Source organism: Mycolicibacterium fallax (genome assembly GCF_010726955.1).
Lineage (GTDB): Bacteria > Actinomycetota > Actinomycetes > Mycobacteriales > Mycobacteriaceae > Mycobacterium > Mycobacterium fallax.
Map to the genome: position 1 here is coordinate 3,894,969 of NZ_AP022603.1, position 23,335 is coordinate 3,918,303.

General features: G+C 70.4%; 21 protein-coding genes. 15 read left to right on the plus strand and 6 right to left on the minus strand.

Going from position 1 to position 23,335, the window contains the following annotated elements:
• Nucleotides 1–173: 173 nt before the first annotated feature.
• On the minus strand, nt 174–611 hold the full coding sequence (locus G6N10_RS18735; RefSeq protein WP_085095475.1) for a DUF4307 domain-containing protein: 438 nt from the start codon (nt 609–611) through the stop codon (nt 174–176).
• Nucleotides 612–751: 140 nt separating this feature from the next.
• Here G6N10_RS18735 and mca point away from each other — a divergent pair, with 140 nt between their 5' ends.
• The 4 genes from mca (at nt 752) to G6N10_RS18755 (ending at nt 4,353) form a co-directional block, all read left to right on the plus strand.
• Nucleotides 752–1,615, plus strand: coding sequence for a mycothiol conjugate amidase Mca (gene mca, locus G6N10_RS18740; protein ID WP_085095473.1), 864 nt, complete (start codon nt 752–754; stop codon nt 1,613–1,615).
• An 11-nt stretch (nt 1,616–1,626) separates the two neighbouring features.
• Nucleotides 1,627–1,908, plus strand: coding sequence for a hypothetical protein (locus G6N10_RS18745; RefSeq protein WP_234810528.1), 282 nt, complete (start codon nt 1,627–1,629; stop codon nt 1,906–1,908).
• A 71-nt stretch (nt 1,909–1,979) separates the two neighbouring features.
• A complete protein-coding gene (locus G6N10_RS18750) occupies nt 1,980–3,977 on the plus strand; it encodes a thioredoxin domain-containing protein (RefSeq protein WP_085095469.1) in 1,998 nt (665 codons plus the stop codon).
• A gap of 10 nt (nt 3,978–3,987) precedes the next feature.
• Nucleotides 3,988–4,353: a nuclear transport factor 2 family protein gene (locus G6N10_RS18755; protein ID WP_085095483.1), complete on the plus strand. Its 366-nt coding sequence runs from the start codon at nt 3,988–3,990 to the stop codon at nt 4,351–4,353.
• A gap of 342 nt (nt 4,354–4,695) precedes the next feature.
• Here G6N10_RS18755 and trhA read toward each other — a convergent pair whose 3' ends face one another.
• Nucleotides 4,696–5,376, minus strand: coding sequence for a PAQR family membrane homeostasis protein TrhA (gene trhA / locus G6N10_RS18760; protein WP_234810531.1), 681 nt, complete (start codon nt 5,374–5,376; stop codon nt 4,696–4,698).
• 166 nt (nt 5,377–5,542) lie between these two features.
• Here trhA and G6N10_RS18765 point away from each other — a divergent pair, with 166 nt between their 5' ends.
• From G6N10_RS18765 to G6N10_RS18780, 4 genes are read left to right on the plus strand one after another with little or no spacing between them, the layout of a single operon-like run.
• Entirely contained in the window at nt 5,543–6,340 is a 798-nt protein-coding gene (locus G6N10_RS18765) for a (2Z,6E)-farnesyl diphosphate synthase (protein ID WP_085095467.1), read from the plus strand.
• A 5-nt stretch (nt 6,341–6,345) separates the two neighbouring features.
• Nucleotides 6,346–7,806, plus strand: a complete 1,461-nt coding sequence (locus tag G6N10_RS18770; protein WP_085095465.1) for an AMP-binding protein — start codon at nt 6,346–6,348, stop codon at nt 7,804–7,806.
• 38 nt (nt 7,807–7,844) lie between these two features.
• A complete protein-coding gene (locus tag G6N10_RS18775) occupies nt 7,845–9,233 on the plus strand; it encodes a hypothetical protein (protein ID WP_085095463.1) in 1,389 nt (462 codons plus the stop codon).
• Between the two features lie 58 nt (nt 9,234–9,291).
• Nucleotides 9,292–9,702, plus strand: coding sequence for a hypothetical protein (locus G6N10_RS18780; RefSeq protein WP_085095461.1), 411 nt, complete (start codon nt 9,292–9,294; stop codon nt 9,700–9,702).
• 265 nt (nt 9,703–9,967) lie between these two features.
• Here the strand turns inward: G6N10_RS18780 and coaA are convergent, their stop codons facing one another.
• Nucleotides 9,968–10,906 carry a type I pantothenate kinase gene (gene coaA, locus G6N10_RS18785; protein WP_085095459.1) on the minus strand — a complete coding sequence of 313 codons (939 nt, stop codon included), beginning with the start codon at nt 10,904–10,906 and terminating at the stop codon, nt 9,968–9,970.
• A 67-nt stretch (nt 10,907–10,973) separates the two neighbouring features.
• On the opposite strand from coaA, the gene G6N10_RS18790 reads away from it, so the two are divergent.
• The 5 genes from G6N10_RS18790 to G6N10_RS18810 all read left to right on the plus strand — a co-directional run bounded on the left by G6N10_RS18790 (nt 10,974) and on the right by G6N10_RS18810 (nt 17,685).
• Nucleotides 10,974–12,182 carry a DUF885 domain-containing protein gene (locus G6N10_RS18790; RefSeq protein ID WP_085095457.1) on the plus strand — a complete coding sequence of 403 codons (1,209 nt, stop codon included), beginning with the start codon at nt 10,974–10,976 and terminating at the stop codon, nt 12,180–12,182.
• 390 nt (nt 12,183–12,572) lie between these two features.
• On the plus strand, nt 12,573–14,027 hold the full coding sequence (locus tag G6N10_RS18795; RefSeq protein WP_085095455.1) for a glycine hydroxymethyltransferase: 1,455 nt from the start codon (nt 12,573–12,575) through the stop codon (nt 14,025–14,027).
• A gap of 140 nt (nt 14,028–14,167) precedes the next feature.
• On the plus strand, nt 14,168–14,992 hold the full coding sequence (locus G6N10_RS18800) for an acyl-ACP desaturase (protein WP_085095453.1): 825 nt from the start codon (nt 14,168–14,170) through the stop codon (nt 14,990–14,992).
• A gap of 188 nt (nt 14,993–15,180) precedes the next feature.
• Nucleotides 15,181–16,509 carry an RNA 5'-3' helicase PhoH2 gene (locus G6N10_RS18805; RefSeq protein WP_085095451.1) on the plus strand — a complete coding sequence of 443 codons (1,329 nt, stop codon included), beginning with the start codon at nt 15,181–15,183 and terminating at the stop codon, nt 16,507–16,509.
• A gap of 279 nt (nt 16,510–16,788) precedes the next feature.
• On the plus strand, nt 16,789–17,685 hold the full coding sequence (locus tag G6N10_RS18810) for a polysaccharide deacetylase family protein (RefSeq protein WP_085095449.1): 897 nt from the start codon (nt 16,789–16,791) through the stop codon (nt 17,683–17,685).
• A 69-nt stretch (nt 17,686–17,754) separates the two neighbouring features.
• Here G6N10_RS18810 and G6N10_RS18815 read toward each other — a convergent pair whose 3' ends face one another.
• The 3 genes from G6N10_RS18815 to glpX all read right to left on the minus strand — a co-directional run bounded on the left by G6N10_RS18815 (nt 17,755) and on the right by glpX (nt 21,703).
• Nucleotides 17,755–18,984, minus strand: a complete 1,230-nt coding sequence (locus G6N10_RS18815; protein ID WP_085095447.1) for a YncE family protein — start codon at nt 18,982–18,984, stop codon at nt 17,755–17,757.
• Nucleotides 18,985–19,182: 198 nt separating this feature from the next.
• Nucleotides 19,183–20,583: a class II fumarate hydratase gene (locus G6N10_RS18820; protein WP_085095445.1), complete on the minus strand. Its 1,401-nt coding sequence runs from the start codon at nt 20,581–20,583 to the stop codon at nt 19,183–19,185.
• Nucleotides 20,584–20,647: 64 nt separating this feature from the next.
• Nucleotides 20,648–21,703 (minus strand): class II fructose-bisphosphatase, encoded by a 1,056-nt coding sequence (gene glpX / locus G6N10_RS18825; protein WP_085095443.1) that lies wholly within the window; start codon nt 21,701–21,703, stop codon nt 20,648–20,650.
• A 63-nt stretch (nt 21,704–21,766) separates the two neighbouring features.
• Here glpX and G6N10_RS18830 point away from each other — a divergent pair, with 63 nt between their 5' ends.
• Nucleotides 21,767–22,486, plus strand: coding sequence for a DUF4245 domain-containing protein (locus G6N10_RS18830; protein WP_407664002.1), 720 nt, complete (start codon nt 21,767–21,769; stop codon nt 22,484–22,486).
• Nucleotides 22,487–22,536: 50 nt separating this feature from the next.
• Complete coding sequence (locus G6N10_RS18835) at nt 22,537–23,331, plus strand: dienelactone hydrolase family protein (protein WP_085095440.1); 795 nt, start codon at nt 22,537–22,539, stop codon at nt 23,329–23,331.
• Nucleotides 23,332–23,335 lie beyond the last annotated feature (4 nt).

Consider the following 23,335-nt stretch of genomic DNA (forward strand, 5'->3'; position numbering starts at 1 on the left):
GCAGTCGGTGTTCGGCACTGCCGGTGCGGACTGGGTGCCCGCGGGTACTGCGCTTCTCGGCGCACCCCCGAAGTGTCGCCTCATACGCAATACACGGCCCCAATCAGGAACCGTGCGTGTCTCATGTTACCACCGTCACGGCCCTCGTACGTGCAGCCGACGAACTGCCCGGGTCAGGACGGCGCGACGAGATACGACGGGATGACGGTCCCGCAGCCGTAGGCGTCCCCGGTGACCGGCGGTTTGCTGGTCTTGACCAGCATCACGACCTGGACGGTGGCGTCCGTGGAGGGCCCAACCAGGATTTCCCGACGGCCGGTTTCGGTGCCGTCCTTGGACCGGGCCCGAGCGATGCAGACCACCGGGCGGCTCGGATCCTTTCGGGTCACCGTGAGCGTGACCTCGGCGGTTTGGTCGTCGATCAGCTGGTAGGCGGCCAGGCTGCCGCTGACGTCACCGCCGCCGAGCTTGCGATACCCCTCCACCGCGATCAGCACGCCGAGCACCAGGACCAGCACCGTCAGGCCGATGGCCAGGCGCCGCCGCGAGGCCGGGGTGCGCCGGCGGCGACCGTAGCGGTCGGCCGGGGGGATCGCTGCCTGGTCGGACATGGGGCGGGTGCTCCTGTGCGTGGACGGGTACCAAGATGGACGACGGGCTTTTGTCCCGGACCGCCGAAAATGGAAACATTGGCCCTAGGACATATGGTCAGAACTATAGGCACCCGGCTGGAAAGGCGGCGAAGGCGCAGGTGAGCGAACTTCGGTTGATGGCCGTGCACGCGCATCCGGACGACGAGTCCAGCAAGGGTGCTGCCACGACGGCCCGCTACGCCGCCGAGGGGCATCGGGTCCTGGTGGTGACGCTGACCGGCGGCGAGCGCGGCGACATTCTCAATCCGGCGATGGACCGGCCCGACGTGCGCGAACGCGTCGCCGCGGTGCGCAGGCAGGAGATGGCCCGGGCCGCGGAGATTCTCGGCGTCGAGCACAGCTGGCTGGGGTTCCTCGACTCCGGGCTGCCCGAGGGCGATCCACTGCCGCCGGTTCCGGAGGGCTCGTTCGCGGCGATCCCGCTGGAGGGCCCGCTGGAGCGGCTGGTCACCCTGGTCCGCGCGTTTCGCCCGCACGTGATGACCACCTACGACGAAAACGGCGGCTACCCGCACCCCGATCACATCCGCTGCCACGAGGTGTCCGTCGCGGCCTACGAGGCCGCCGCCGATCACCTGCGGTTCCCCGGGGCGGGGGATCCGTGGAGCGTCGCCAAGCTGTACTACAACCACGGCTTCCTGCGCGAACGCATGCAGTTGCTCCAGGACGAGTTCGCCCGCAACGGCCGCACCGGGCCGTTCGCCAGCTGGCTGGAGCGGTGGGACCCCGAGCACGATCACATGGCCCGGCGGGTGACCACCCGGATCGAATGCGCGGATTACTTCCCGCAGCGTGACGACGCGCTGCGGGCGCACGCCACGCAGATCGATCCGACCGGGCATTTCTTCACCGCGCCACTGGAGTGGCAGCGGCGACTGTGGCCGACCGAGGAGTTCGAGTTGGCCCGATCCCGGGTTCCGGTGAGCCTGCCGGAGACCGACCTATTCGAAGGGGTGCAATGAACGGCTATGTGATGACAGCCATGATGCTGTTGGCCGAGGAGGGCCCCCGCAACAGCGGTCCCGATTTCGGTAAGGCCAGCCCGATCGGCCTGTTGTTCCTGGTGCTGCTGCTGATCTCGGTGCTGCTGCTGGGCAAGTCGATGACCAAGCAACTGCGCAAGGTGCCGGAGTCCTTCGACGACGTGCCCGAGGCCGATCCCGAACTGTGCAAGCGGGCCAAGAAACTGCGGCAGTCGCAGCCGGCCGAGGAATCCGACGAGGTTGCCGACGTCGAGTCCAAGCCGGCTGACTGACCCGCGAGCCCCGGTTCTGCCGCTAGTAGTTGAGGCCGGCCGGCCGGGACGGGACTAACCTGAAACCCGATATGGCCAACCTGCTCGCCGACGCCACCAGCCCGTACCTGCGCCAGCACGCCGACAACCCGGTGCACTGGCAGCAGTGGTCGCCCGATGCGCTGGCCGAGGCCGCGCGCCGCAACGTGCCGATCCTGCTGTCGATCGGCTACGCGGCCTGCCACTGGTGCCATGTGATGGCGCACGAATCCTTTGAGGACGACGACGTGGCGGCCGTCGCCAACGCGAACTTCGTCTGCATCAAGGTCGACCGGGAAGAACGGCCCGACCTCGACACCATCTACATGAACGCCACCGTTGCCCTCACCGGGCAGGGCGGCTGGCCGATGACGTGCTTTCTCACCCCGACCGGCGAGCCGTTCTTCTGCGGCACCTACTACCCGAAAGCCGCCTTTCTGCAGTTGCTTTCGGCGGTCACCGAGGCGTGGACGCAGCGCCGGGACGACGTTGACGCGGCCTCCGGCCGGATCGCCGAGGAACTGCGGCGGATGGCCGACGGGCTGCCCGGCGGGCCCCCGATCAGCGCCGAGTTGTGCCAGCACGCGGTGTCGGCGGTGCTCGGCGCCGAGGACATTCGGCACGGCGGATTCGGTGGGGCGCCGAAGTTTCCGCCGTCGTCGCTGCTCGAGGCGCTGCTGCGGGAGCACGAACGTACCGGTTCGGCTCCGGCGCTGGCGGCGGTGGAGCGCACCGCCACCGCGATGGCCCGCGGGGGCATCTACGACCAGCTGGCCGGCGGATTCGCCCGCTACGCCGTCGACATCGCCTGGGTGGTGCCGCATTTCGAGAAGATGCTGTACGACAACGCGCTGCTGTTGAATGTCTACGCGCACTGGGCCCGGCGCACCGGTTCGGCGCTGGCCGCCCGAATCGCCGGGGAGACCGCCGATTTCCTGCTGCGCGACCTTGCCGAGGCGTCCGGCTCGGGGTTGTTCATCTCTTCGCTGGACGCCGATGCCGACGGCCGCGAGGGTTCCAGCTACGTCTGGACCCCGGAACAGTTGGCGGAGGTGCTTGGCGACGAAGACGGGCGTTGGGCGGCAGAGTTTTTCACCGTCACCGCGGCTGGCACCTTCGAGCACGGCGAGTCGGTGCTGCAGCGCCTTGCCGACCCGGACACCGCCGACGAGGCGCGGCTGCAGCGGGTGCGCGCGGCACTGCTGGCGGCCCGCGGGAGTCGGGTCCAGCCCGGGCGTGACGACAAGATCGTCACCGCGTGGAACGCGTTGGCCATCAGCGGCCTGCTCGAGGCGGCCGTCGCGCTGGAGCGCCCGGACCTGCTCGCTGCGGCCAACCGGTGCGCCGACGCGTTGCTGGAACTGCACCTGCGCGATGGGCGGCTGCGCCGGGCCAGCCTTGGCGGGACCGTCGGCGGCAACGACGGGGTGCTGGAGGACTACGCCGCGCTGGCCGACGCGCTGCTCGCGCTGTATCAACACGACGGTGACCCGGCCCGGCTGGCGGCCGCGACCGGGCTGCTCGACACCGCGCTGGCGCACTTCGCCGACGAGGCCAATCCCGGCGGCTGGTTCGACGTCGCCGACGACGCCGAGCAACTGCTGATGCGCCCGGCGACCGCCACCGACGACGCGACTCCCTCGGGCGCCTCGCTGATCACCGGGGCCCTGCTGAGCGCGGCGCACCTGGTCGACGTCGCCGAGCGTTACGAGCAGGCCGCCGCGGCAAGCCTGCAGCGGTATTCGGCGCTGCTGTCGCGCGCACCGCGGGCGGCGGGCTGGTGGCTCGCCGTCGCGCAGGCCGCGCTGACCGGGCCGCTGCAGATCGCGGTGGCCTGCGATGACCCCGGCTCGGCGCTGCTGGCGGAGGCGCGACGGCTGGCCCCGGGCGGTGCCGTCGTCGTCGGCGGGCCGCGGGACTCGATGCCGCTGCTGGCCGACCGGGACCGGATCGACGGCGCCGACGCCGCCTACGTCTGCCGCGGCCGGATCTGCGATCTGCCGGTGACTACCCCGCAGGGTTTGGCCGCTGCACTGTCGCCGCCCGTGTAGCGTGCCGCACATGCCTTACGTCGTGGACACCGAAGCCCTCGTCAAGCGCTACCTGGACACGGTGGCCACCGGCACCTCCGCCGACGTCGCCGCGCTGTACTCCGAGGACGCCACCCTGGAGGATCCGGTCGGCGGCGGCGAGGTGCACATCGGCCGGCAGGCCATCCAGCGGTTCTACACCGCGCTGGATGCCGCCGAGCTCAGCACCGAGCTGCTCAGCTTCCGCTCCGGTGGGCACGAGGCGGCGTTCGCCTTCGGCATCACCGTCGGCGGCGCCATGCGCATCGAGCCCATCGAGGTGATGACGTTCGACCGCGACGGCCTGATCACGTCGATGAAGGCGTACTGGTCGCAGGCCGACGTCACCATGCTCTGACCCGGCGCGCTGACCCGTCGCCGCCGCGCCCGTCGCACTCGCATCGGCCGCCCCCGCGAACCGTCACGCCCGCATCAGCAGCCTCAGCGTCCTCATTCGTCGCGGGCGTCTGCGTCTGCCTGCCCCCGCGCGTCGTCGCATGCGTCACATCCGCATCTGCCGCCCCAGCGCTGCTTCAGTGTGTGAAAATATTTTCACTCTCGGCGGCGAAAGTGAAAATATTTTCACACTCGCGGTTTCGGGCGGGCGTTTGAAGCAGTGGCCACGAACCCCGCGCCTTCGAGTAGTGCCCCGGAAGCCCCGCGCGTTTGAAGCAGCACACCCGCCCCCCGCCCCTCGAAGTCAGCCGGAGAACACCGCGAACCACATTGCGATGTAGTGGCAGATCGCCGCCACCGCCGTGCAGGCGTGGAAGAACTCGTGGTGCCCGAACGTCGTCGGCCACGGATTCGGCCACTTGAGCGCATAGAGCACGCCGCCGATCGAATACAGCGCGCCACCAACGATCAGCAGCACCACCGCAGCCACCCCCGCGCCGTCCATGATCGGCCCGATGAACCACGCCGCCACCCAGCCCAACAGGATGTACAGCGGCACCCCCAGCCAGCGCGGTGCCGACGGCCACAGCATCTTCAGCGCCACCCCGGCCAGTGCGCCGCCCCAGACGATCCAGAACAGCACCCAGCCCTGGTTCGACGGCAGCGCCAGCAGCGCGAACGGCGTGTAACTTCCGGCGATGAACAGGAAGATCATTGAGTGATCGGCCCGCTTCATCCAGGTGCGGGCGGTCCGCGAGGTCCAGTTCACCCGGTGGTACACGGCGCTGACGGTGAACATCGCGACGATCGTGAACGTGTAGAGCAGCGTGGACAGCCCGGCGGTGACGCCCTTGAGCGACCAGGACACCGCGACCAGCGCAGCGCCGGCGATCGTCGCGATCACCGCCGAATAGAGGTGAATCCACCCGCGGGCGCGCGGCTTGCCCAGGAACTGCGCGACGCCCTCGGCGATCGCCTCGGGCAGGTCAGCGCTGAAACCGTCGATATCGAGCTGCGTCAGTGGTCGATCCGAGGCCGCGGATGTGCTCGGACGGTCGGTGGGAGCGGTCAATGTGCACCTCCGGTGACGTGAACCTGCGCGGGCCGACGCCCGGAAGGCTCCGCAGGGCTTCACAGTAGTCTGGCTAACCGTGGAGATCATCCCGCCCCGACTCAAGGAGCCGATGTACCGGCTCTATGAGCTGCGGTTGCGCCATGAGCTCGCGCAGTCCCGCGCGCAGCTGCCGCGCCACATCGCGGTGCTGTGCGACGGGAATCGGCGCTGGGCCCGCGACGCCGGCTACGACGACGTCAGCGTCGGCTACCGGATGGGGGCGGCCAAGATCGCCGAGATGCTGCGCTGGTGCGCGGCCGAGGGCATCGAGCTGGCCACCGTCTACCTGCTCTCCACGGAGAACCTGCAGCGCGACCCGGAGGAACTGTCGGCGCTCATCGAAATCATCACCGACGTCGTCGAGGAGATCTGCGCGCCGGCCAACCGGTGGAGCGTGCGGACCGTCGGCGACCTGGAACTGCTCGGCGAGGAGCCGGCCCGCCGGCTGCGCCAGGCCGTGGACGGCACCGCGGCCACCGCCACCCCCGGCGGCCTGCACGTCAACGTCGCGGTCGGCTACGGCGGACGACAGGAGATCGTCGACGCGGTCCGGTCGCTGCTGAACAAGGCGATCGCCGGCGGCGCCACCGGTGAGCAGCTGATCGAGGCCGTCACCGCCGACGGCATCTCGGAGAACCTGTACACCTCCGGCCAGCCCGACCCCGACCTGGTGATCCGCACCTCCGGCGAACAGCGGCTGTCCGGGTTCCTGCTGTGGCAGAGCGCGTATTCGGAGATGTGGTTCACCGAGGCGCACTGGCCGGCGTTCCGCCGGGTGGACTTCCTGCGCGCGCTGCGCGACTACAGCCAGCGCAACCGCCGGTTCGGCACCTAGTCCCGGTGCTCGCCGACCTGCTCGCACCGGCGGTGGCGACCGCGCCGGACCGCCCGGCCGTCATCGACGACGCGGGCATGATCACCTTCGCCGAACTCGATGCGCGCAGCGCTGCGCTGGCCGGCTGGCTGAGCACCGTCACCGACCCCGGCGACCGGGTTGCCGTCGTCGCGGACAACTCGGTGCACTACGCGCTGGCCTACTACGCGGTGCCGCGGGCCGGGCGGGTCCTCGCGCTGATCAACCAGCGCCTCGACCCCGTCGAGCAGGCCGAGCAGATCGCCGTCGCGGGTGCCCGGCTGGTGCTCGGCGACGAGCAGTACCTGGCCGAGTTGCCCGGTGCGCGAACGACATTCGGCGGCCCGGTCTGGCGGGCGGCGCTGGCGCATCCCCCCGCCGTCGGCACACCGGACCCCGATCGGCCCGCCTGGCTGGTGTTCACCAGCGGCTCCACCGGTCGTCCCAAGGGCGCGGTGCACACCCACCGGTCGCTGGCCGCCGGGGCGTGGGGGACCGTGGAGGGCCGCTCGGTGCCCGACGCCGACGTCTACCTCACCCCGTTCCCGATGTGCCACATCGCCGGCTACAACGTGCTGGTCCGGCACGCCACGGGCTCGACGGTGGTGCTGCCGTCGCGGTTCCGGCCCGCGGAGTTCGTCGCGGCCGTCAACGCGCATCGGGTGCGGTCCTGCTCGCTGGCCCCGACGATGTTGCACGCCCTGGTCGCGTACGTGCAGTCCCACGACGACGCCGCGATGCCGACGCTGCGGGAGGTCGCCTACGGCGCGGCGCCGATCACCGCGGACCTGATCGAGCGGGCCGCAGACGTGCTCGGCGTGGACTTCCACCAGGGCTACGGCATGACCGAGACGGCCGGCAACGTCACCTTCCTGACCCCGGCCGAGCACCGGATGGGCGCGCAGGTGCTGCGCACTGCGGGCCGGCCGCATTCGGGTGTGCGGGTTGCGATCGACGGTCCCGAGGAGGTCGGCGAGGTACTGGTCGACGGGCCGCAGCTGATGGCCGGCTACTGGGATCCGACGGCAGGCGCGGTGACACCGCGGACCGGCTGGTTTCGCACCGGCGACGTCGGGCGCCTCGACGCCGACGGCCGGCTGACCATCGTCGACCGGTCCAAGGACGTCATCATCACCGGCGGGGAGAACGTCAGCTCCCGCGAGGTCGAGGACGCGCTGTCGACGCATCCCGGCGTCGACATGGTGGCCGTGGTCGGCGTGCCCGACGACTACTGGGGCGAGGCGATCTGCGCCGTCGTCGTCGCGCACCCGGACCGCCGGCCCACCGCCGAGGAACTGATCGACCATGTCCGGGAGCGGATTTCGGCGTTCAAACGGCCGCGGCACGTGCTGTTCGTCGAGCAACTCCCGATGACCAGCAACGGCAAGATCGCCAAGGATCGGGTGCGCCACCTGGCCCGCGCGGCGACCCTCGGCCCGGCCGACTGAACCCGCGCCGACCGCGATCGCTGTGCCAGACTGGCGTCATGGCCGCGCTTTCGGTGCTGACGTTCGCGCTGAGCTGGTGGCTGGGGCTGTACCTGCTGGGCCGTGACCGCCGCAAACCGGTGCTGGCGCTGGCCGCCGCCGGACTGTGCGGGTTCGCGCTGGTGGTCGCCCTGGATGCGGTCCGGCTGTCGGCCGGGAACCCCGAGCCGCTGGGCCGGGTGGAGATCTTCCTGGTCATCGTGCCGGGGGTGGCGTGGCTGGCGGTGCTGCTGGAACTGGCCCGGCCGGCCCAGCGTTGGCGTCGCCGCGGGGCCGAGCGGGCCGCCGTCGTCGCGGTCGCGGTGCTCGCGGTGGTGGGCGCGGCGCTGGCCGGCGGCGTGGATCCGCCGCTGCGGTTCGGGCACTGGCTGATGTTCGCGGTGATCTCGGTGTCCACCCTGGCCGCGCTGGTGCTGGCGGTGCGCCGGGCCCCGCGGCCCGGGTCGGTGATCGGGGTGATCGTCGTCGCCACGCTGTTTTTCGCGCTGGCCAACGCGATCCTGGTGATCCCGCTGGGCATCCTGCCGAGCTGGCTGGCGCTGGCCTCGACCGGCTTCGACGTGCTCCTGCTCGGCCTGGCCGTCGCGCTGTGGGACGCCTTCGACGAGGGCCAGGCGCTGCGCGCCGACATGCGCCGATCCTTCGCCGGGGCGATGGCGGTGGCGGTGCTGTTCGGCGCGCAGGGCATGGTCGGGATCGCTGCGACCGACGGCGCCGCGCGCACCGTGGTCACCGCGCTGACGTTCACCAGCGTCGGGGTTGCCGTCGCGCTCACCGTGCTGGCGGACCCGCTGGCCGGGCTGCTGGACCGGCTGGTGTTCGCCCGCGCTCCGGAACTGCGCGCCGACCGCGCGGTGCTGCGCGACACCGAGGCCGCGCTGCCGCTGCGCCGGCCCAACCCGCTCGACGAGGTCGACGGCGAGACCTTCACCCGGTTGACCCGCCGAGCCCTCGGCCACTACGGCAACCTGTCCAAACTGGTGGCCAGCCCGCTGACCGCGCTGCCGATGATCGACGAGCGGCTGGCCGCGCGCGGGCTGCCGGACCAACCGCTGGAACGCGCCAACGAACTCAAGGCGCTGCTGGCCGAACGGATCGCCGCCCTCAAGCCCCGCGGCGACGACGACTTCGGCACCTCCGACGAGTGGCGCTACTACAACGCGCTGTACTTCCCGTACATCGCCGGGGTGCGGGCCTACGCCCAGAACGCCACCGCCGCCGGGCTGGACCCGGCCGGCCGGGCCGCCTGGCAGTGGCTGGTCACCGAGGTCCCGCAACGGTCCCTGCACAACTGGCAGAACTCCGCGGCCAAGCTCATCGCCACCGACCTGCGCGGCCGGATGGCAGTGTCTGGCAGCACCGAGCGTCGACCTGGCAGTAGGCGCTGACCAGCATTGATGATGTCCCACCGAATCACGGGGGACTCCATCGATGAGAGGAACGGCGATGACCACTCAACTGGCAGGAAACCCCACCGTCCGCTCCGAGGACGCCCTGGTGCGCACCGCGATGCGCGTCGACGCCGTGCTGGTGGGGGTCGTCGGGATCCCGTTTGTGGCCGCCGCGCGCCCGCTCGCCGAGTGGACCGGGATCCCGCAGGCGTTCGTGCTCGGCCTCGGGATCTTCTTCCTGGTCTACGCGGTCGACGTGTACTGGCTGGCCGGCCGGGATCGGGTGGCGCCGGGCGCGTGGGCGACGATCGTCGCCAACGAGGTCTGCACGCTGGCCGCGCTGGCCGTCGTTGTGCTCGGGGTCTGGCCGCTGACCGGGGTTGGCGTCGCGGCGCTGCTGTTCAGTGCCGTCTATACGGCCGTATTCGCCGCGGCGCAGTGGATCGGGCTGCGCCGGCTGGGCTGACGACGCCCGAGGCTTGCACAGATGTACCGCCACAGCGCCGCCAAATGGATAATCCATTTGGCGGCGCTGTCAGCGGACATCTGTGCACGGCATCCGGGGGCCGCAGCCGGTTGATGGAGTGGGCTGGGCTGTTGGCGGGCCAGGGTGCCCTACAGTTTGCGCAGCCGCAGCCGGTTGATCTGCCGGCGGGACAGGTGCCCCTAGAGTTTGCGCAGCCGCAGCCGGTTGATCGAGTGGGCCGTACTGCCGGCTGGCCAGGGAGCCCCTAGAGTTTGCGGAGCCGCAGCCGGTTGATGGAGTGGTCGGCATCCTTGCGGAGGACCAGGGTGGCGCGCGGTCGGGTCGGCAGGATGTTCTCCACCAGGTTCGGCAGGTTGATCGCCCGCCAGATGTCACTGGCGGCGAACACCGCCTGATCATCGGTCAGTGTCGCGTAGTGGTGAAAGTGCGAGGCCGGGTTCGAGAACGCGCCCGCTCGCATCGCCAAAAACCTTGACACGTACCAAGATTCGATGTCTTGGATGCGCGCGTCGACGTACACCGAGAAGTCGAACAGGTCGCTGACCATCAGCGTCGGACCGGTCTGCAGGACGTTGAGGCCCTCCAGGATCAGGATGTCGGGGTGGCGGATGACGATCTTCTCCCGCGGCACCACATCGTAGAGCAGATGCGAATACACCGGGGCGTAGGCCGCCGGGGCGCCGGATTTCACTGCCGTCACGAACCGCATCAGGGCCCGCCGGTCATAGCTCTCCGGGAAACCCTTGCGGTGCATCAGGTTCTGCCGATCCAGCTCGGCGTTCGGGTAGAGGAACCCATCGGTGGTGACCAGGTCGACCCGCGGGTGGTGCTCCCAGCGGGCCAGCAGCGCCTGCAGCACGCGGGCGGTGGTGGACTTGCCCACCGCGACGCTGCCGGCCACCCCAATCACGAACGGCACCGGGCGATCCGGATTCTGCTCGGTCTCGCCGAGGAACTCTGAGGTGGCCGAGAACAGTCGCTGCCGCGCCGCAACCTGCAGGTGGATCAGTCGGGCCAGCGGGAGGTAGACCTCCTCGACCTCCAGCAAGTCGATCTGCTCGCCGAGGCCGCGCAGGCCGCGCAGTTCATTCTCGGTCAGCTTCAGCGGCGTCGACATTCGGAGCGCGCGCCATTGAGCCCGGTCGAATTCGACGTACGGGCTGGGCTCGCTCAGCCGCGCCATGGCCTCAGTCTTGCAGTCCTGCGCGCCGCCGGGGAATCCGGGTACGGGCGCGGCTACCGTGTCTGAGGTGTCTCCTGAGGTGTTGATTCGCGAGTTCCTGCTGCTCGGTTTGCGCTTCGACCGCATCGAGGATGGCTACGTCGACTCGTTCACCGGGGACCCCGCGCTGCGCCGTCAGGTCGCCGACGAGCCCGACCCGGTGCCCACCGATCTGGTCAAACAGGCCCGCTACCTGCTCGACGCGCTGCCCGGCGTGCCGCTGGACGAGCAATTCACCGCGATGCGCGCCGAATACCTGCGGGCGCACCTGCGCGCGTTGGCGTGCGCCGGACGCAAGTTCGCCGGGGAGCAGGTCGGCTTCGTCGAGGAGGTCCGCGACTACTTCGACGTCACCATCACCAAGGGCGACCCGGAGACCTACCGTCAGGCGCACCGATCGCTGGAGGAGGCGCTCGGTGGCAGCGGACCGCTGACCGAGCGGATCGCGGCCTACCGGGCCGGCGAGGAGATCGCGCCGCAGCGACTCGGTGAGGCCATCGACGCGTTCTCCAGCGCGCTGCGCGACCGGGTCCGGGCCAGCTACCCGCTGCCCGACACCGAGACCGTCGAGTACGAGATCGTCACCGACAAGCCGTGGTCGGGGTTCAACTACTACCGCGGCAACTACACCTCGACGGTCGCGGTCAACGCCGACCTCAAGCAGCAGATGTCGAACCTGCCGCGGCTGGTGGCGCACGAGTCCTATCCGGGCCACCACACCGAGCACTGCCGCAAGGAAGCCGGCTTGGTCGCCGGGCTGGGGCAGGCCGAGCAGACCATCTTCTTGGTCAACACCCCGCAGTGCCTGATGGCCGAGGGGCTGGCCGACCTCGCGCTGTACGCCGCGGTCGGCCCGGAATGGGGCGGCTGGGCCGCCGAGATCTACGCCGACCTCGGGCTGCGGTTCGACGGGCAGCGGGCGCAGGCGGTGTCCGCGGCGATGGCCGGGCTGGCCGACGTCCGTCAGGACGCCGCGCTGATGCTGCACGACGAGCACCGCGACCCCGACGACGTCGTCGCCTACCTGCGGCGCTGGCTGCTGGTCGACGAGACCCGCGCCCGGCACATGCTGAGGTTCCTGTCCTCGCCGCTGTGGCGGGCCTACACCTCCACCTACGTGGAGGGCTACCGGCTGCTGCGCGGCTGGCTGGACGACCGCCCCGCCGGGATGGACCTCGCCGAACGCTTCCGGGTGCTGCTCGACGAGCCGCTGATCCCCTCCACCCTGCCGCGGTAATTCCCGCCGCCCGCCGCGCGCCCGCCGCGCCCCCGCCGCGCGCCCCGCCCGGCGCCCGTCGCGCACCCGCAGCGCCGCCAGCCCCATCACCGCCCAGCGCTCACCGGTGTACGCCGCCCTCGGCGTGTCCGGTACCGCGATGAGCGCTGGGCGCCGACGTCCCCGCCCAGCGCTCACCCGTGTACGCCGTCGTCGGCGTGTCCGGTACCAGGTTGAGCGCTGGGCGCAGGGGGAGCGCGGGGAAGGGCGCAAGGGGAGCGCGGGGAAGTGCGCGGCGGGACGCCGGGCGCGGGGGGAGCGCCGGGGACGCCGGGCGGGGGAGCGCGGGGAACTACCGCGAGGTGGCACCGGGGGCCCACCGGATGAGGTTCGGCTACTACCCTTGAGCCCATGACTGCTGACTCGACCGTCTCGACCCAGGGCGCCGATTACGCCGCGACCGCCAGCACGGCCTACCAGAACATCCTGCAGGTCATCGAGACCGTCGAGCCCCGCATCGCCGCGGCCACCCGCAAGGAGCTCGCCGATCAGCGTGAGTCGCTCAAGCTGATCGCCAGCGAGAACTACGCCTCGCCGGCCGTGCTGCTGACCATGGGCACCTGGTTCTCCGACAAGTACGCCGAGGGCACCGTCGGGCACCGGTTCTACGCCGCCTGCCAGAACGTCGACACCGTCGAGGCGCTGGCCGCCGAGCACGCCCGCGAGCTCTTCGGCGCGCCGTACGCCTACGCCCAGCCGCACTCGGGCATCGACGCCAACCTGGTGGCCTACTGGGCGATCCTGGCCACCCGGGTGGAGACCCCGGGCCTGGCCGAGCTCGGCGCCAAGCACGTCAACGACCTGTCCGAGGCGGACTGGGAGAAGCTGCGCGCCAAGCTCGGCAACCAGCGCCTGATGGGGATGTCGCTGGACACCGGCGGTCACCTGACCCACGGTTTCCGGCCCAACATCTCCGGCAAGATGTTCCACCAGCGCAGCTACGGCACCGATCCGGTGACCGGCCTGATCGACTACGACGCGCTGGCCGCCGCGGCCCGCGAGTTCAAGCCGCTGGTGCTGGTCGCCGGCTACTCGGCCTACCCGCGCCGGGTCAACTTCGCCAAGATGCGCGAGATCGCCGACGAGGTCGGCGCCACCCTGATGGTCGACATGGCGCACTTCGCCGGCCTGGTGGCCGGCAAGGTGTTCACCGGTGACGAGGATCCGGTGCCGCACGCGCACGTCACCACCACGACGACGCACAAGTCGCTGCGCGGCCCGCGCGGCGGCCTGGTGCTGGCCACCGAGGAGTACGCGCCGGCCGTCGACAAGGGCTGCCCGATGGTGCTCGGCGGCCCGCTGAGCCACGTGATGGCGGCCAAGGCCGTCGCGTTGGCCGAGGCCCGCCGACCGGAGTTCCGCAGCTACGCCCAGGCCGTCGCCGACAACGCCAAGTCGCTGGCCGACGGGTTCCTCTCCCGCGGCGGGAACCTGGTCACCGGCGGCACCGACAACCACCTGGTGCTGCTGGATGTCACGTCGTTCGGGCTGACCGGCCGACAGGCGGAATCCGCGTTGCTCGACGCCGGCATCGTCACCAACCGCAACGCCGTTCCGGCCGACGCCAACGGCGCCTGGTACACCTCCGGCATCCGGTTCGGCACCCCGGCGCTGACCACCCGCGGCTTCGGCGCCGACGACTTCGACCGGGTGGCCGAACTCGTCGTCGAGGTGCTCAGCAACACCACCGCCGACGGTTCGTCGAAGGCCAAATACACCGTGGCCGACGGCGTCGCCGACCGGGTTCGGGCCGCCAGCGGCGAGCTGCTGGACGCCAACCCGCTGTATCCCGGCCTGGTGCTCTGACCCGTCCGCGCCACGATCGTCGCAGTTCACAGGTGGTGCGGAGGGCCTTTGGTCGGCTCGCCTGGGGCGAAAGTCACAAATTGGCGCGAGCGGCCGAGTCGATTTCCGGAAACGTGTGAACTCGGGTTACATTTACTTCCATGGCCGTTTTCCCGGAACCGAACACGCTGACCCTTGAGCTCGAGCCGGTGGTCGCTGAAAACATGCAGCGGCACCTCGGCACCGAGGAGATCTGGTTCGCCCACGACTACGTGCCCTTCGACGAGGGCCGCAACTTCGCCATGCTCGACGGCGTGGACTGGGAGCCGTCTCAGCAGACGCTGCCGCAGCACGTCGTCGACGCCCTTGAGATCCTGCTGATCGACAAGGACAACATGCATGGCGTGCACCGCGAGCTCGTCGAGCACTTCATCCTGCGGGACCAGTGGGGCCGCTTCATCGGCCGCTGGACCGCCGAGGAGCACCTGCACGCCATCGTGCTGCGCAACTACCTGATGGTCACCCGCAACTGCGACGCGAACGCCAATGAGGACGTCCGCATCGACCACGTGATGAACACCGGCTACCGCGCCGATCAGTACAGTCAGGTCGAGACCCTGGTGTTCATGACCTTCTACGAGCGCTCGCGTGCCCGGTTCTGCCGCAACCTCGCCGCCCAGATCGACGAGCCGACGCTCAAGTCGCTGATCGAGCGGATCGCCGCCGACGAGGATCGCCACGAGCTGTTCTTCGCCAACCTGGTGACGCACCTGCTGGGCACCGCGCGCGAGGAGACCGTCGCCGCGATCGCCGCCCGGGCCCGCGAGCTCGAGGTCGTCGGCGCCGACATCAAGGCCTACGGCGACAAGCGCGACAATGTCGCGGCCGCCGGCATTTTCAACGCCGAGATCCTGCGCCAGATCATCGCGGAGCGCATCGAGGCCTGGGGCCTGGCCGAAGAGCCCGCGCTCAAGGAATTCATCTAGCTTCTGGCGGCGGCGCGCCTGCCGAGCAACGGGGACGCTACGGGAGTAGCGTCCCTGTTGATGGCTAGCGACCTGCTCTGCTGTCCGGGCGGCACTCCCCGTTACGACGGAAGGACCGGCCCCGGTCCGGTTTGCCGCTGCGCCCGCCGAATTGCCTTCGCGGGGCCGCGGGGGTCGAGGAGCGCCACGTGACTGATTCACCGGTTTCTCGGGACAACATCCGGACCTACGTGCTTGACACGTCGGTACTGCTGTCCGATCCGTGGGCATTGATGCGGTTCGCCGAACACGAAGTTGTCGTTCCTCTCGTCGTCATCAGTGAGCTGGAGGCAAAGCGGCACCATCACGAACTGGGCTGGTTCGCCCGGGAGGCGCTGCGGCTGTTCGACGACCTGCGCCTGGAGCACGGCCGGCTGGATCAGCCGATTCCCGTTGGGGCAGAAGGCGGGACGCTGCACGTCGAGCTCAACCACAGCGATCCCAGTGTGCTGCCGGCCGGGTTCCGCAGCGACAGCAACGACTCGCGCATCCTGACCTGCGCGGCCAACCTGGCCGCCGAGGGCAAGCGAGTCACCCTGGTGAGCAAGGACATTCCGCTTCGGGTGAAGGCGGGTGCGGTCGGCCTGCCGGCCGACGAGTACCGCGCGCAGGACGTGGTGCCCTCGGGATGGACCGGGATGACCGAGCTCGACGTCGAGCCCGAGGACATCGACCAGATCTTCGCCGACGGCGACATCGAACTCGCCGAGGCCCGGGATCTCCCGTGCCACACCGGGATTCGGCTGCTCGGTGGTAGTTCGCATGCGCTTGGCCGGGTCAACGCCGACAAGCGGGTGCAGCTGGTGCGCGGGGACCGGGAGGTGTTCGGGCTGCGTGGCCGTTCGGCCGAGCAGCGCATCGCGCTGGACCTGCTGCTCGACGAGTCCGTCGGCATCGTCTCGCTGGGCGGCAAGGCCGGCACCGGCAAGTCGGCACTGGCATTGTGCGCGGGCCTGGAGGCGGTGCTGGAGCGCCGGACGCAGCGCAAGGTGGTGGTGTTCCGCCCGCTGTACGCCGTCGGCGGCCAGGAGCTGGGCTACCTGCCGGGCAGCGAAAGCGAAAAGATGGGGCCGTGGGCGCAGGCCGTCTTCGACACGCTGGAGGGGCTGGCCAGTCCGGCCGTGCTGGACGAGGTGGCCTCCCGCGGCATGCTCGAGGTGCTGCCGCTGACCCACATCCGGGGCCGATCGCTGCACGACTCGTTCGTCATCGTCGACGAGGCGCAGTCCCTGGAGCGCAACGTGCTGCTGACCGTGCTGTCCCGGCTGGGCACGGGCTCGCGGGTGGTGCTCACCCACGACGTCGCCCAGCGCGACAACCTGCGGGTGGGCCGGCACGACGGGGTGGCCGCGGTGATCGAGAAGCTGAAAGGGCACCCGCTGTTCGCGCACATCACCCTGCTGCGCAGTGAGCGCTCGCCGATCGCCGCGCTGGTCACCGAGATGCTGGAGGAGATCAGCCCCAACGCGCTGCCGTAGCCCCCTGGCTGCCCCCAGCTGCGGGTGCCCTTTCCCGGGCTGCCCCTGGTGCGGGCTGCCCCTCTCCCGCGAGCGCTCACCCTGGTACGCGCCGCTGCCCCTTTCCCCGCGAGCGCTCACCCTGGTACGCGCCACGCCGCGAGCGGTGTACGCAGCTGAGCGCTGGCCGGGCAGCCCCGCCGCCAGCGCTCACCCTGGTACGTGACACGCCGCGAGCGGTGTCCACCATTGAGCGCTCGCGGAACGGCCTCGCCCAGCAACGCCCGGTAGGCTGGCGCGGTGCCCACGTCCGAGCCCAAGAATCCGGCCTGGCCGTACTGGCGGATCGCCATTGGGGCGGTCTCGATCGTCCTGGTCGTGGTGGTCGGTGTGCTGGCCGGCCGGGTCACCCGCGACAGCCCGGCCGAGGCACAGGCCGGCGTCGACTGCGGCGCGGTCAAATGCATCGCGCTGACCTTTGACGACGGCCCCGGCCCCTACACCGACCGACTGCTGCAGATCCTCAAGGACAACGACGCCAGGTCCACCTTCTTCCTGATCGGCAACAAGGTGGCCGCCAACCCCGAGGGCGCCAAGCGGATCGCCGAGGCCGGCATGGAGGTCGGCAGCCACACCTGGGAACACCCCAACATGACGACCATCCCGGCCGAGGAGATCCCCGCGCAGTTCCGCCGGGCCAGCGACGCGATTGAGCAGGCCACCGGGGCCCGGCCGAAACTGGTGCGCACCGCCGGCGGACTGATCAACGACGAGGTGCTCGCCGAGGCCGGCCGGCAGGGGCTCGCCGACATCAACTGGGACGTCATCCCGTTCGACTGGGCCAACGACGCCAACACCGACGCCACCCGCTACATGCTGATGACGCAGATCAAGCCGAACTCGGTGGTGCTTTTTCACGACACCTACTCCTCGACGGTGGACCTGGTGCAGCAGTTCATCCCGGTCCTCAAGGCCAACGGATACCACCTGGTGACGGTCTCGCAGCTGGCCGGCGAACGCGAACCCGGAACCAGCTACGGCAGTCGGGAAAACGGGCCGCCGGTCAATGAGCTCAAAGACATTCCGCCGCAGGACATCCCGTCGCTGCCGGCCACCCCGTCGCCGCCGCCGATGCCAAACTTCCCAATCACCGATATCCCCGGGGCGAATTCGGGTGGACCCAACAACGGGGCCTAGTCGAGCCCGGTTTCCCGAAGCGCGACACGAACCCGGCGCTCCGGACGAATGTCCAAAGCCCGCCCGCGCTCAGGGCGCGGGCTTGATCGATGCGGGCTTGATCGACCCGGGCTTGATCACCGAGACGGTGTCGTCTGCGTTGGCGACGTACGCGGTGTGGGTGGTGGCATCGACCGCCACGCTGCGCGGGTCCGCGCCGACCTCGACGATGTCGGTGACGGTCTTGGCGTCCAGGTCGACCACCGCCAGCCCGCCGTCGCGCGCCTCCTCGGCGGCCTGGCCGCCCGTGCTGTCGGGCAACGGTGTGACCGCCGGGATGAGCACATAGGCCCTGCGGGCATCGGAGTCGATCGCGATCTGCCCGAGTGGGCCGGGCATCGTGATCGGCGCGGCGGGAATGCCGCCGGTGATGTCGGTCAACGACCCCTGCCCGCCGGCGGTGTCGACGCCTGCCGCGTAGAGTCGGTTGCGGTCGACCGCCAGGCCCATGATGCCGACGAGTTTGGCCGGGTCGATCCGGAATCGTTTGGTGACGTTGCGCATTCGCGCGTCGACCGCGGTGATCTCGTTGGTCAGGTCTACGGCGTAGAGCGCCGAACGCTGCGGATCGGCGGCCAGCGCCAGCGCATCCGGCCCGCCGGTCGACAGCGTCGTGATCACCTTATTGGTCACGGTGTCGATGATCGACAGGTTCGGAAACGCCGTGTCGAGTTTGTCGCCGGGGCCCAGCTCGGTGATATCGACGGAGGACGGGTGCGCGACGTACAGATCGCGGCCCAGGACGGCCAACCCGCTCGGCCGTTGCTCGAACTTGATGGTGCCGGTGACCGCGCCCGCGTCGAGGTCGACCACCGAGACCCCGTCGCGGATGGCGACGTACACCGTCCGGCCGCCCTGGCCGACCGCGATGTCACCGGGATACTTGCCGACTTCGATTGTGCGGGTGATTTTTTCGGTGTCGGCGTCGATCACCGAGAGCGTGCCGAGGCCGGTGCTCGGCGAGGTCCCGGCAACGTAGAGCCACCGTGATCCGGGGTCGACGGTGACGCCGTTCGCGCCGCCCGCAACGGTGACAGCGGCAGTGGCAGCGGCGGTGTAGGCCAGCCGTGCCGGGCCGGCATCCTGGTGATCGCCGCCGAGGCGACCGGCGATCACGACGGCGACGGCGACGACGAGCACCAACAGCAACGCCGCGGCGATGGTCGCCGGGTGCCGAAGCGGCGACCGGCTGGGTTGTACGGTCGCCGGCTCGCCGGAGGACGACGTCAGCAACTCGGTGGGCTGGTCGGGGTCGGCCACGGTAACCCCCTCTCGAAACGACTGAGGCGAATTCTAGGGGCTGCGCCGGGTCGCTCACCCCGCCAATGTCGAGGGCTGCGGTAATCCCTCGCGCCGCTGCCACCGCTGCCACAACGACTTCGGCGGGTCGCCGGGCCCCAAGGGGAACCGGTCAACCCGCCGAATCGTGGTCAGCAAGCGGCTATCGACGCGCCGGACTCACTCGCCGTCGCGCACCTTGGCCATGGCCAGCACGTCGAGGCGGCGATCGAGTTCCTCCTCGGAGAGCTTCTCGCCGATCAGGCCGCGGTCGATGACGGTTTGGCGGATGGTCTTCTTCTCGGCCAGCGCCTGCTTGGCGACCTTGGCGGCCTCCTCGTAGCCGATCGCCGAGTTCAGCGGCGTCACGATCGACGGCGAGGACTCGGCCAGCGTGCGCAGGTGTTCCTCGTTGGCGACCAACCCGTCAATGCACTTGGCGGCGAACAGCTTCGACACGTTGGCCAGCAGCCGGAACGACTCCAGCACATTGCGGGCCATCATCGGGATGTAGACGTTGAGCTCGAAGGCGCCGGACAGGCCGCCGACGGTCACGGCGGCGTCGTTGCCGATCACCTGCGCGGCGACCTGGGTGACCGCTTCGGGCAGAACGGGATTGACCTTGCCCGGCATGATCGAGCTGCCCGGCTGCAGGTCCGGCAGCTGGATCTCGCCGAGGCCGGTCAGCGGACCGGAGCCCATCCAGCGCACGTCGTTGGCGATCTTGGTCAGCGAAACCGCGATGGTCTTCAGCGCGCCGGAGACCTCGACCAGCCCGTCGCGGGCGGCCTGGGCCTCGAAGGCGTCGACGGCTGGGCGCAGCTCGGCGACCCCGGTCTCGGTCGTGAGCACCTCGACGACCTTGGGGCCGAACCCGTCCGGGGCGTTGAGGCCGGTGCCGACGGCGGTGCCGCCGATGGCCAGCTCGCCGAGCCGCGGCAGCGACGCGCGGACCCGCTCGATGCCGGCCTCGATCTGGCGGGCGTAGCCGCCGAACTCCTGGCCGAGGGTCACCGGCACCGCGTCCATCAGGTGGGTGCGGCCGGACTTCACCGTGGTGCGCCACTGCTTGGCCTTGGCGGCCAGCGACTCGTGCAGCACCTCCAGCGCCGGGATCAGGTCGCGCACCGCGGCCTCGGTGGCGGCGATGTGGGTGGCGGTCGGGAAGGTGTCGTTGGAGGACTGCGACATGTTGACGTCGTCGTTGGGGTGCACGGTCACGCCGTTGGCCGCGCAGATCGAGGCGATCACCTCGTTGGCGTTCATGTTGGAGCTGGTGCCCGAGCCGGTCTGGAACACGTCGATGGGGAACTGGTCGTCGTGCAGGCCGTCGGCGATCTCACCTGCCGCGGCGACGATGGCGTCGGCCTTGGCCGGGTCCAGCAGCCCGAGGTCCTTGTTCACCTGGGCGCAGGCGCCCTTGAGCAGCCCGAGCGCACGGATCTGGGTGCGCTCCAGTCCGCGGCCGGAGATCGGGAAGTTCTCCACGGCACGCTGGGTCTGCGCCCGCCACAGCGCCTTGGCCGGGACCCGGACCTCGCCCATGGTGTCGTGCTCGATGCGGTACTCGCCGTCGGTCATCGTCGTCCTTCGGAGTTGTCGGTGGTCGGTGGGAAGGTAGTCAGAGCAGGGGGAAAGGGGGTGATCAGGGCAGCGGATACGCGGCGGTCTTGTCGCCGGTGAAATCAACGGCCGAGTACTCGTTGAGCTTGGACAGCCGGTGATAGGCCTCGATCATCCGGACGGTGCCGGACTTCGACCGCATCACGATGGACTGGGTGGTGCAGCCGCCGCCGAAGAACCGCACGCCGTCGAGCAGGTCGCCGTCGGTGACCCCGGTCGCGCAGAAGAAGACGTTCTCCCCGGCGACCAGGTCCTTGGTGGTCAGCACCCGGTCCAGGTCGTGGCCGCGGTCGATGGCGCGCTGGCGCTCCTCGTCATCGGTGGGGGCCAGGGTGGCCTGGATTTCGCCGCCCATGCAGCGGATCGCGGCGGCGGCGATGATGCCCTCGGGAGTGCCGCCGATGCCGACCAGCAGGTCGGTGCCGGACTCCGGGCGGCAGGCCGAGATGGCGCCGGCGACGTCGCCGTCGGAGATCAGCCGGATGCGCGCACCGGCCTCACGGACGGCGGCCATCAGCTTGGCGTGCCGGGGGCGGTCCAGGATGCAGACGGTGACGTCGGACACCGAGGCCTTGCGGACCTTGGCGATCCGCTGGATGTTCGCTGCGATGGGGGAGGTGATGTCGATGAACTCGGCGACGTCGGGGCCGCCGGCGATCTTGTTCATATAGAAAACGGCCGACGGGTCGAACATCGCGCCGCGCTCGGCGACGGCCAGCACCGAGATGGCGTTGGGCATGCCCTTGCTCATCAGGGTGGTGCCGTCGACCGGGTCGACGGCGAAGTCGCAGTCCGGCCCGTCGCCGTTGCCGACCTCTTCGCCGTTGTAGAGCATCGGGGCGTTGTCCTTCTCACCCTCGCCGATGACCACGACGCCGCGCATCGAGACGGAGTTGACCAGCTCGCGCATCGCGTCGACGGCGGCGCCGTCGCCGCCCTCCTTGTCGCCGCGGCCGACCCAGCGGCCGGCGGCCATGGCACCGGCCTCAGTGACCCGGACCAGTTCCAGGGCCAGGTTGCGGTCGGGCGCCTCGCGGCGTCGAGTGGGAGTGGGGGTGGAGGAAGCCGCGTCGCTCATGTGCCGATTGTCCCAGAAGCCCCTGGCGGCCGGGGAGCTGGGATGGGCCTGGATACTGGAGGGGTGAGCACACCGCCGCCGCAGCCCGCCGAACCCGACCCCGGCGCACCCGGTGCTGTCGAAACGACACCGGCCGCGGTGCCCGCCCCGGAGGCGCGACCGGCCCCCAAGGCGGCGAAGAACCGGCTGTTCCAGGACGGCCGGGACATGTTCTGGTCGATGGCCCCGCTGGTCATCGCCTGCGTCGTGCTGGCCGGGATGCTCGGGCAGTGCTCCTTCCAGCCGACCGGACCCGAACCGGGCCCGGTCCCGCGCTACGACGTCTCGGCCGCGCTGGGCTCCGACGCCCAGGTGCTGGGCTTCCCGGTGCGACTGCCGACGGTGCCCGAGGACTGGCAGCCGAACTCCGGTGCCCGCGACGGCATCGACTCCGGCCGGGTGGATCCGGCCGACGGCCAGCGCAAGCGGGCGCTGCTGTCGCGGGTCGGCTACATCACCCCGCGCGGGGTGTACCTGTCGGTCACCCAGAGCAACGCCGACGAGGACCGACTGGTGGCCGCCGTGCATCCCGAGCTCTACCCGACCGGCTCGCAGGACATCGACGGTGTCCGCTGGGTGGTCTACCAGGGCTCCGAACGCGGCGAGCCGGTGTGGTCCGCGCGGCTGGACTCGGCCGCCGGCCCGACGCAGGTTGCGATCACCGGTGCCGGCAACCCCGACGAATTCCGCACGCTGGCCCGCGCCGTCCAGGACGCCCCGCCGCTGCCGGCCAAGGCCAAATAGCCGACGAAACCACCACCCGGCTGAGAAACACCCCGGCAGAGGAGATCGCAATGACCAATTCCACGGCGGTTTTCCCGGGCTGGACCTGTGGGCCGTTCACCGGCGGCGGCTTCACCTACGACGTCTATCGCAAGGGCTCCGGGCCCGGCGTGGTGCTCATCCCGGAGATGCCCGGGCTGCACCCGGGGGTGTGGGAGCTGGGCAATCACCTGGCCGGCGCGGGCTTCGCCGTCGCCGCACCGTCACTGTTCGGGACGCCGGGGGCCGGGATCGGGCCCGGCGCCGCGCTGGTGCTCGCCCGGGCCTGCGTGGCCAAGGAGTTCGCCGCGTTCGCCACCAACAAGAAGCGGCCCATCACCGACTTCATCCGGGCGCTGGCCCGCGACCTCAACGAGCAGACCCCGGGCCGCGGCGTCGGGGTGATCGGAATGTGCTTCACCGGCGGGTTCGCGCTGGCCGCCGCCGTCGATGACGCGGTGCTCGCCCCGGTGCTGAGCCAGCCGTCGCTGCCGATCGGGGTGAGTCCGGCGATCCGGCGCGACCCCGGGGTTTCCGAGGACGAACTCGCCACCGTGCAGCGGCGCACCGAGACCGACGGTCTGTGCGCACTGGGCCTGCGGTTCTCCGAGGACCAGATGGCGCCGCGGGAACGCTTCCGGACGCTCAAGGATCGGCTGGGCGATGCGTTCGAGGTCATCGAGATCAACTCCGCGCCCGGCAACCCCGACGGACTGAACCGGTTCGCGCACTCGGTGCTGACCGATCAGGTGGTCTACAAGCCCGACCATCCGACCTTCCAGGCCCGCGAGCGGGTGGTCGAGTTCCTCACCGAGCGGCTGAAGTAGCCCT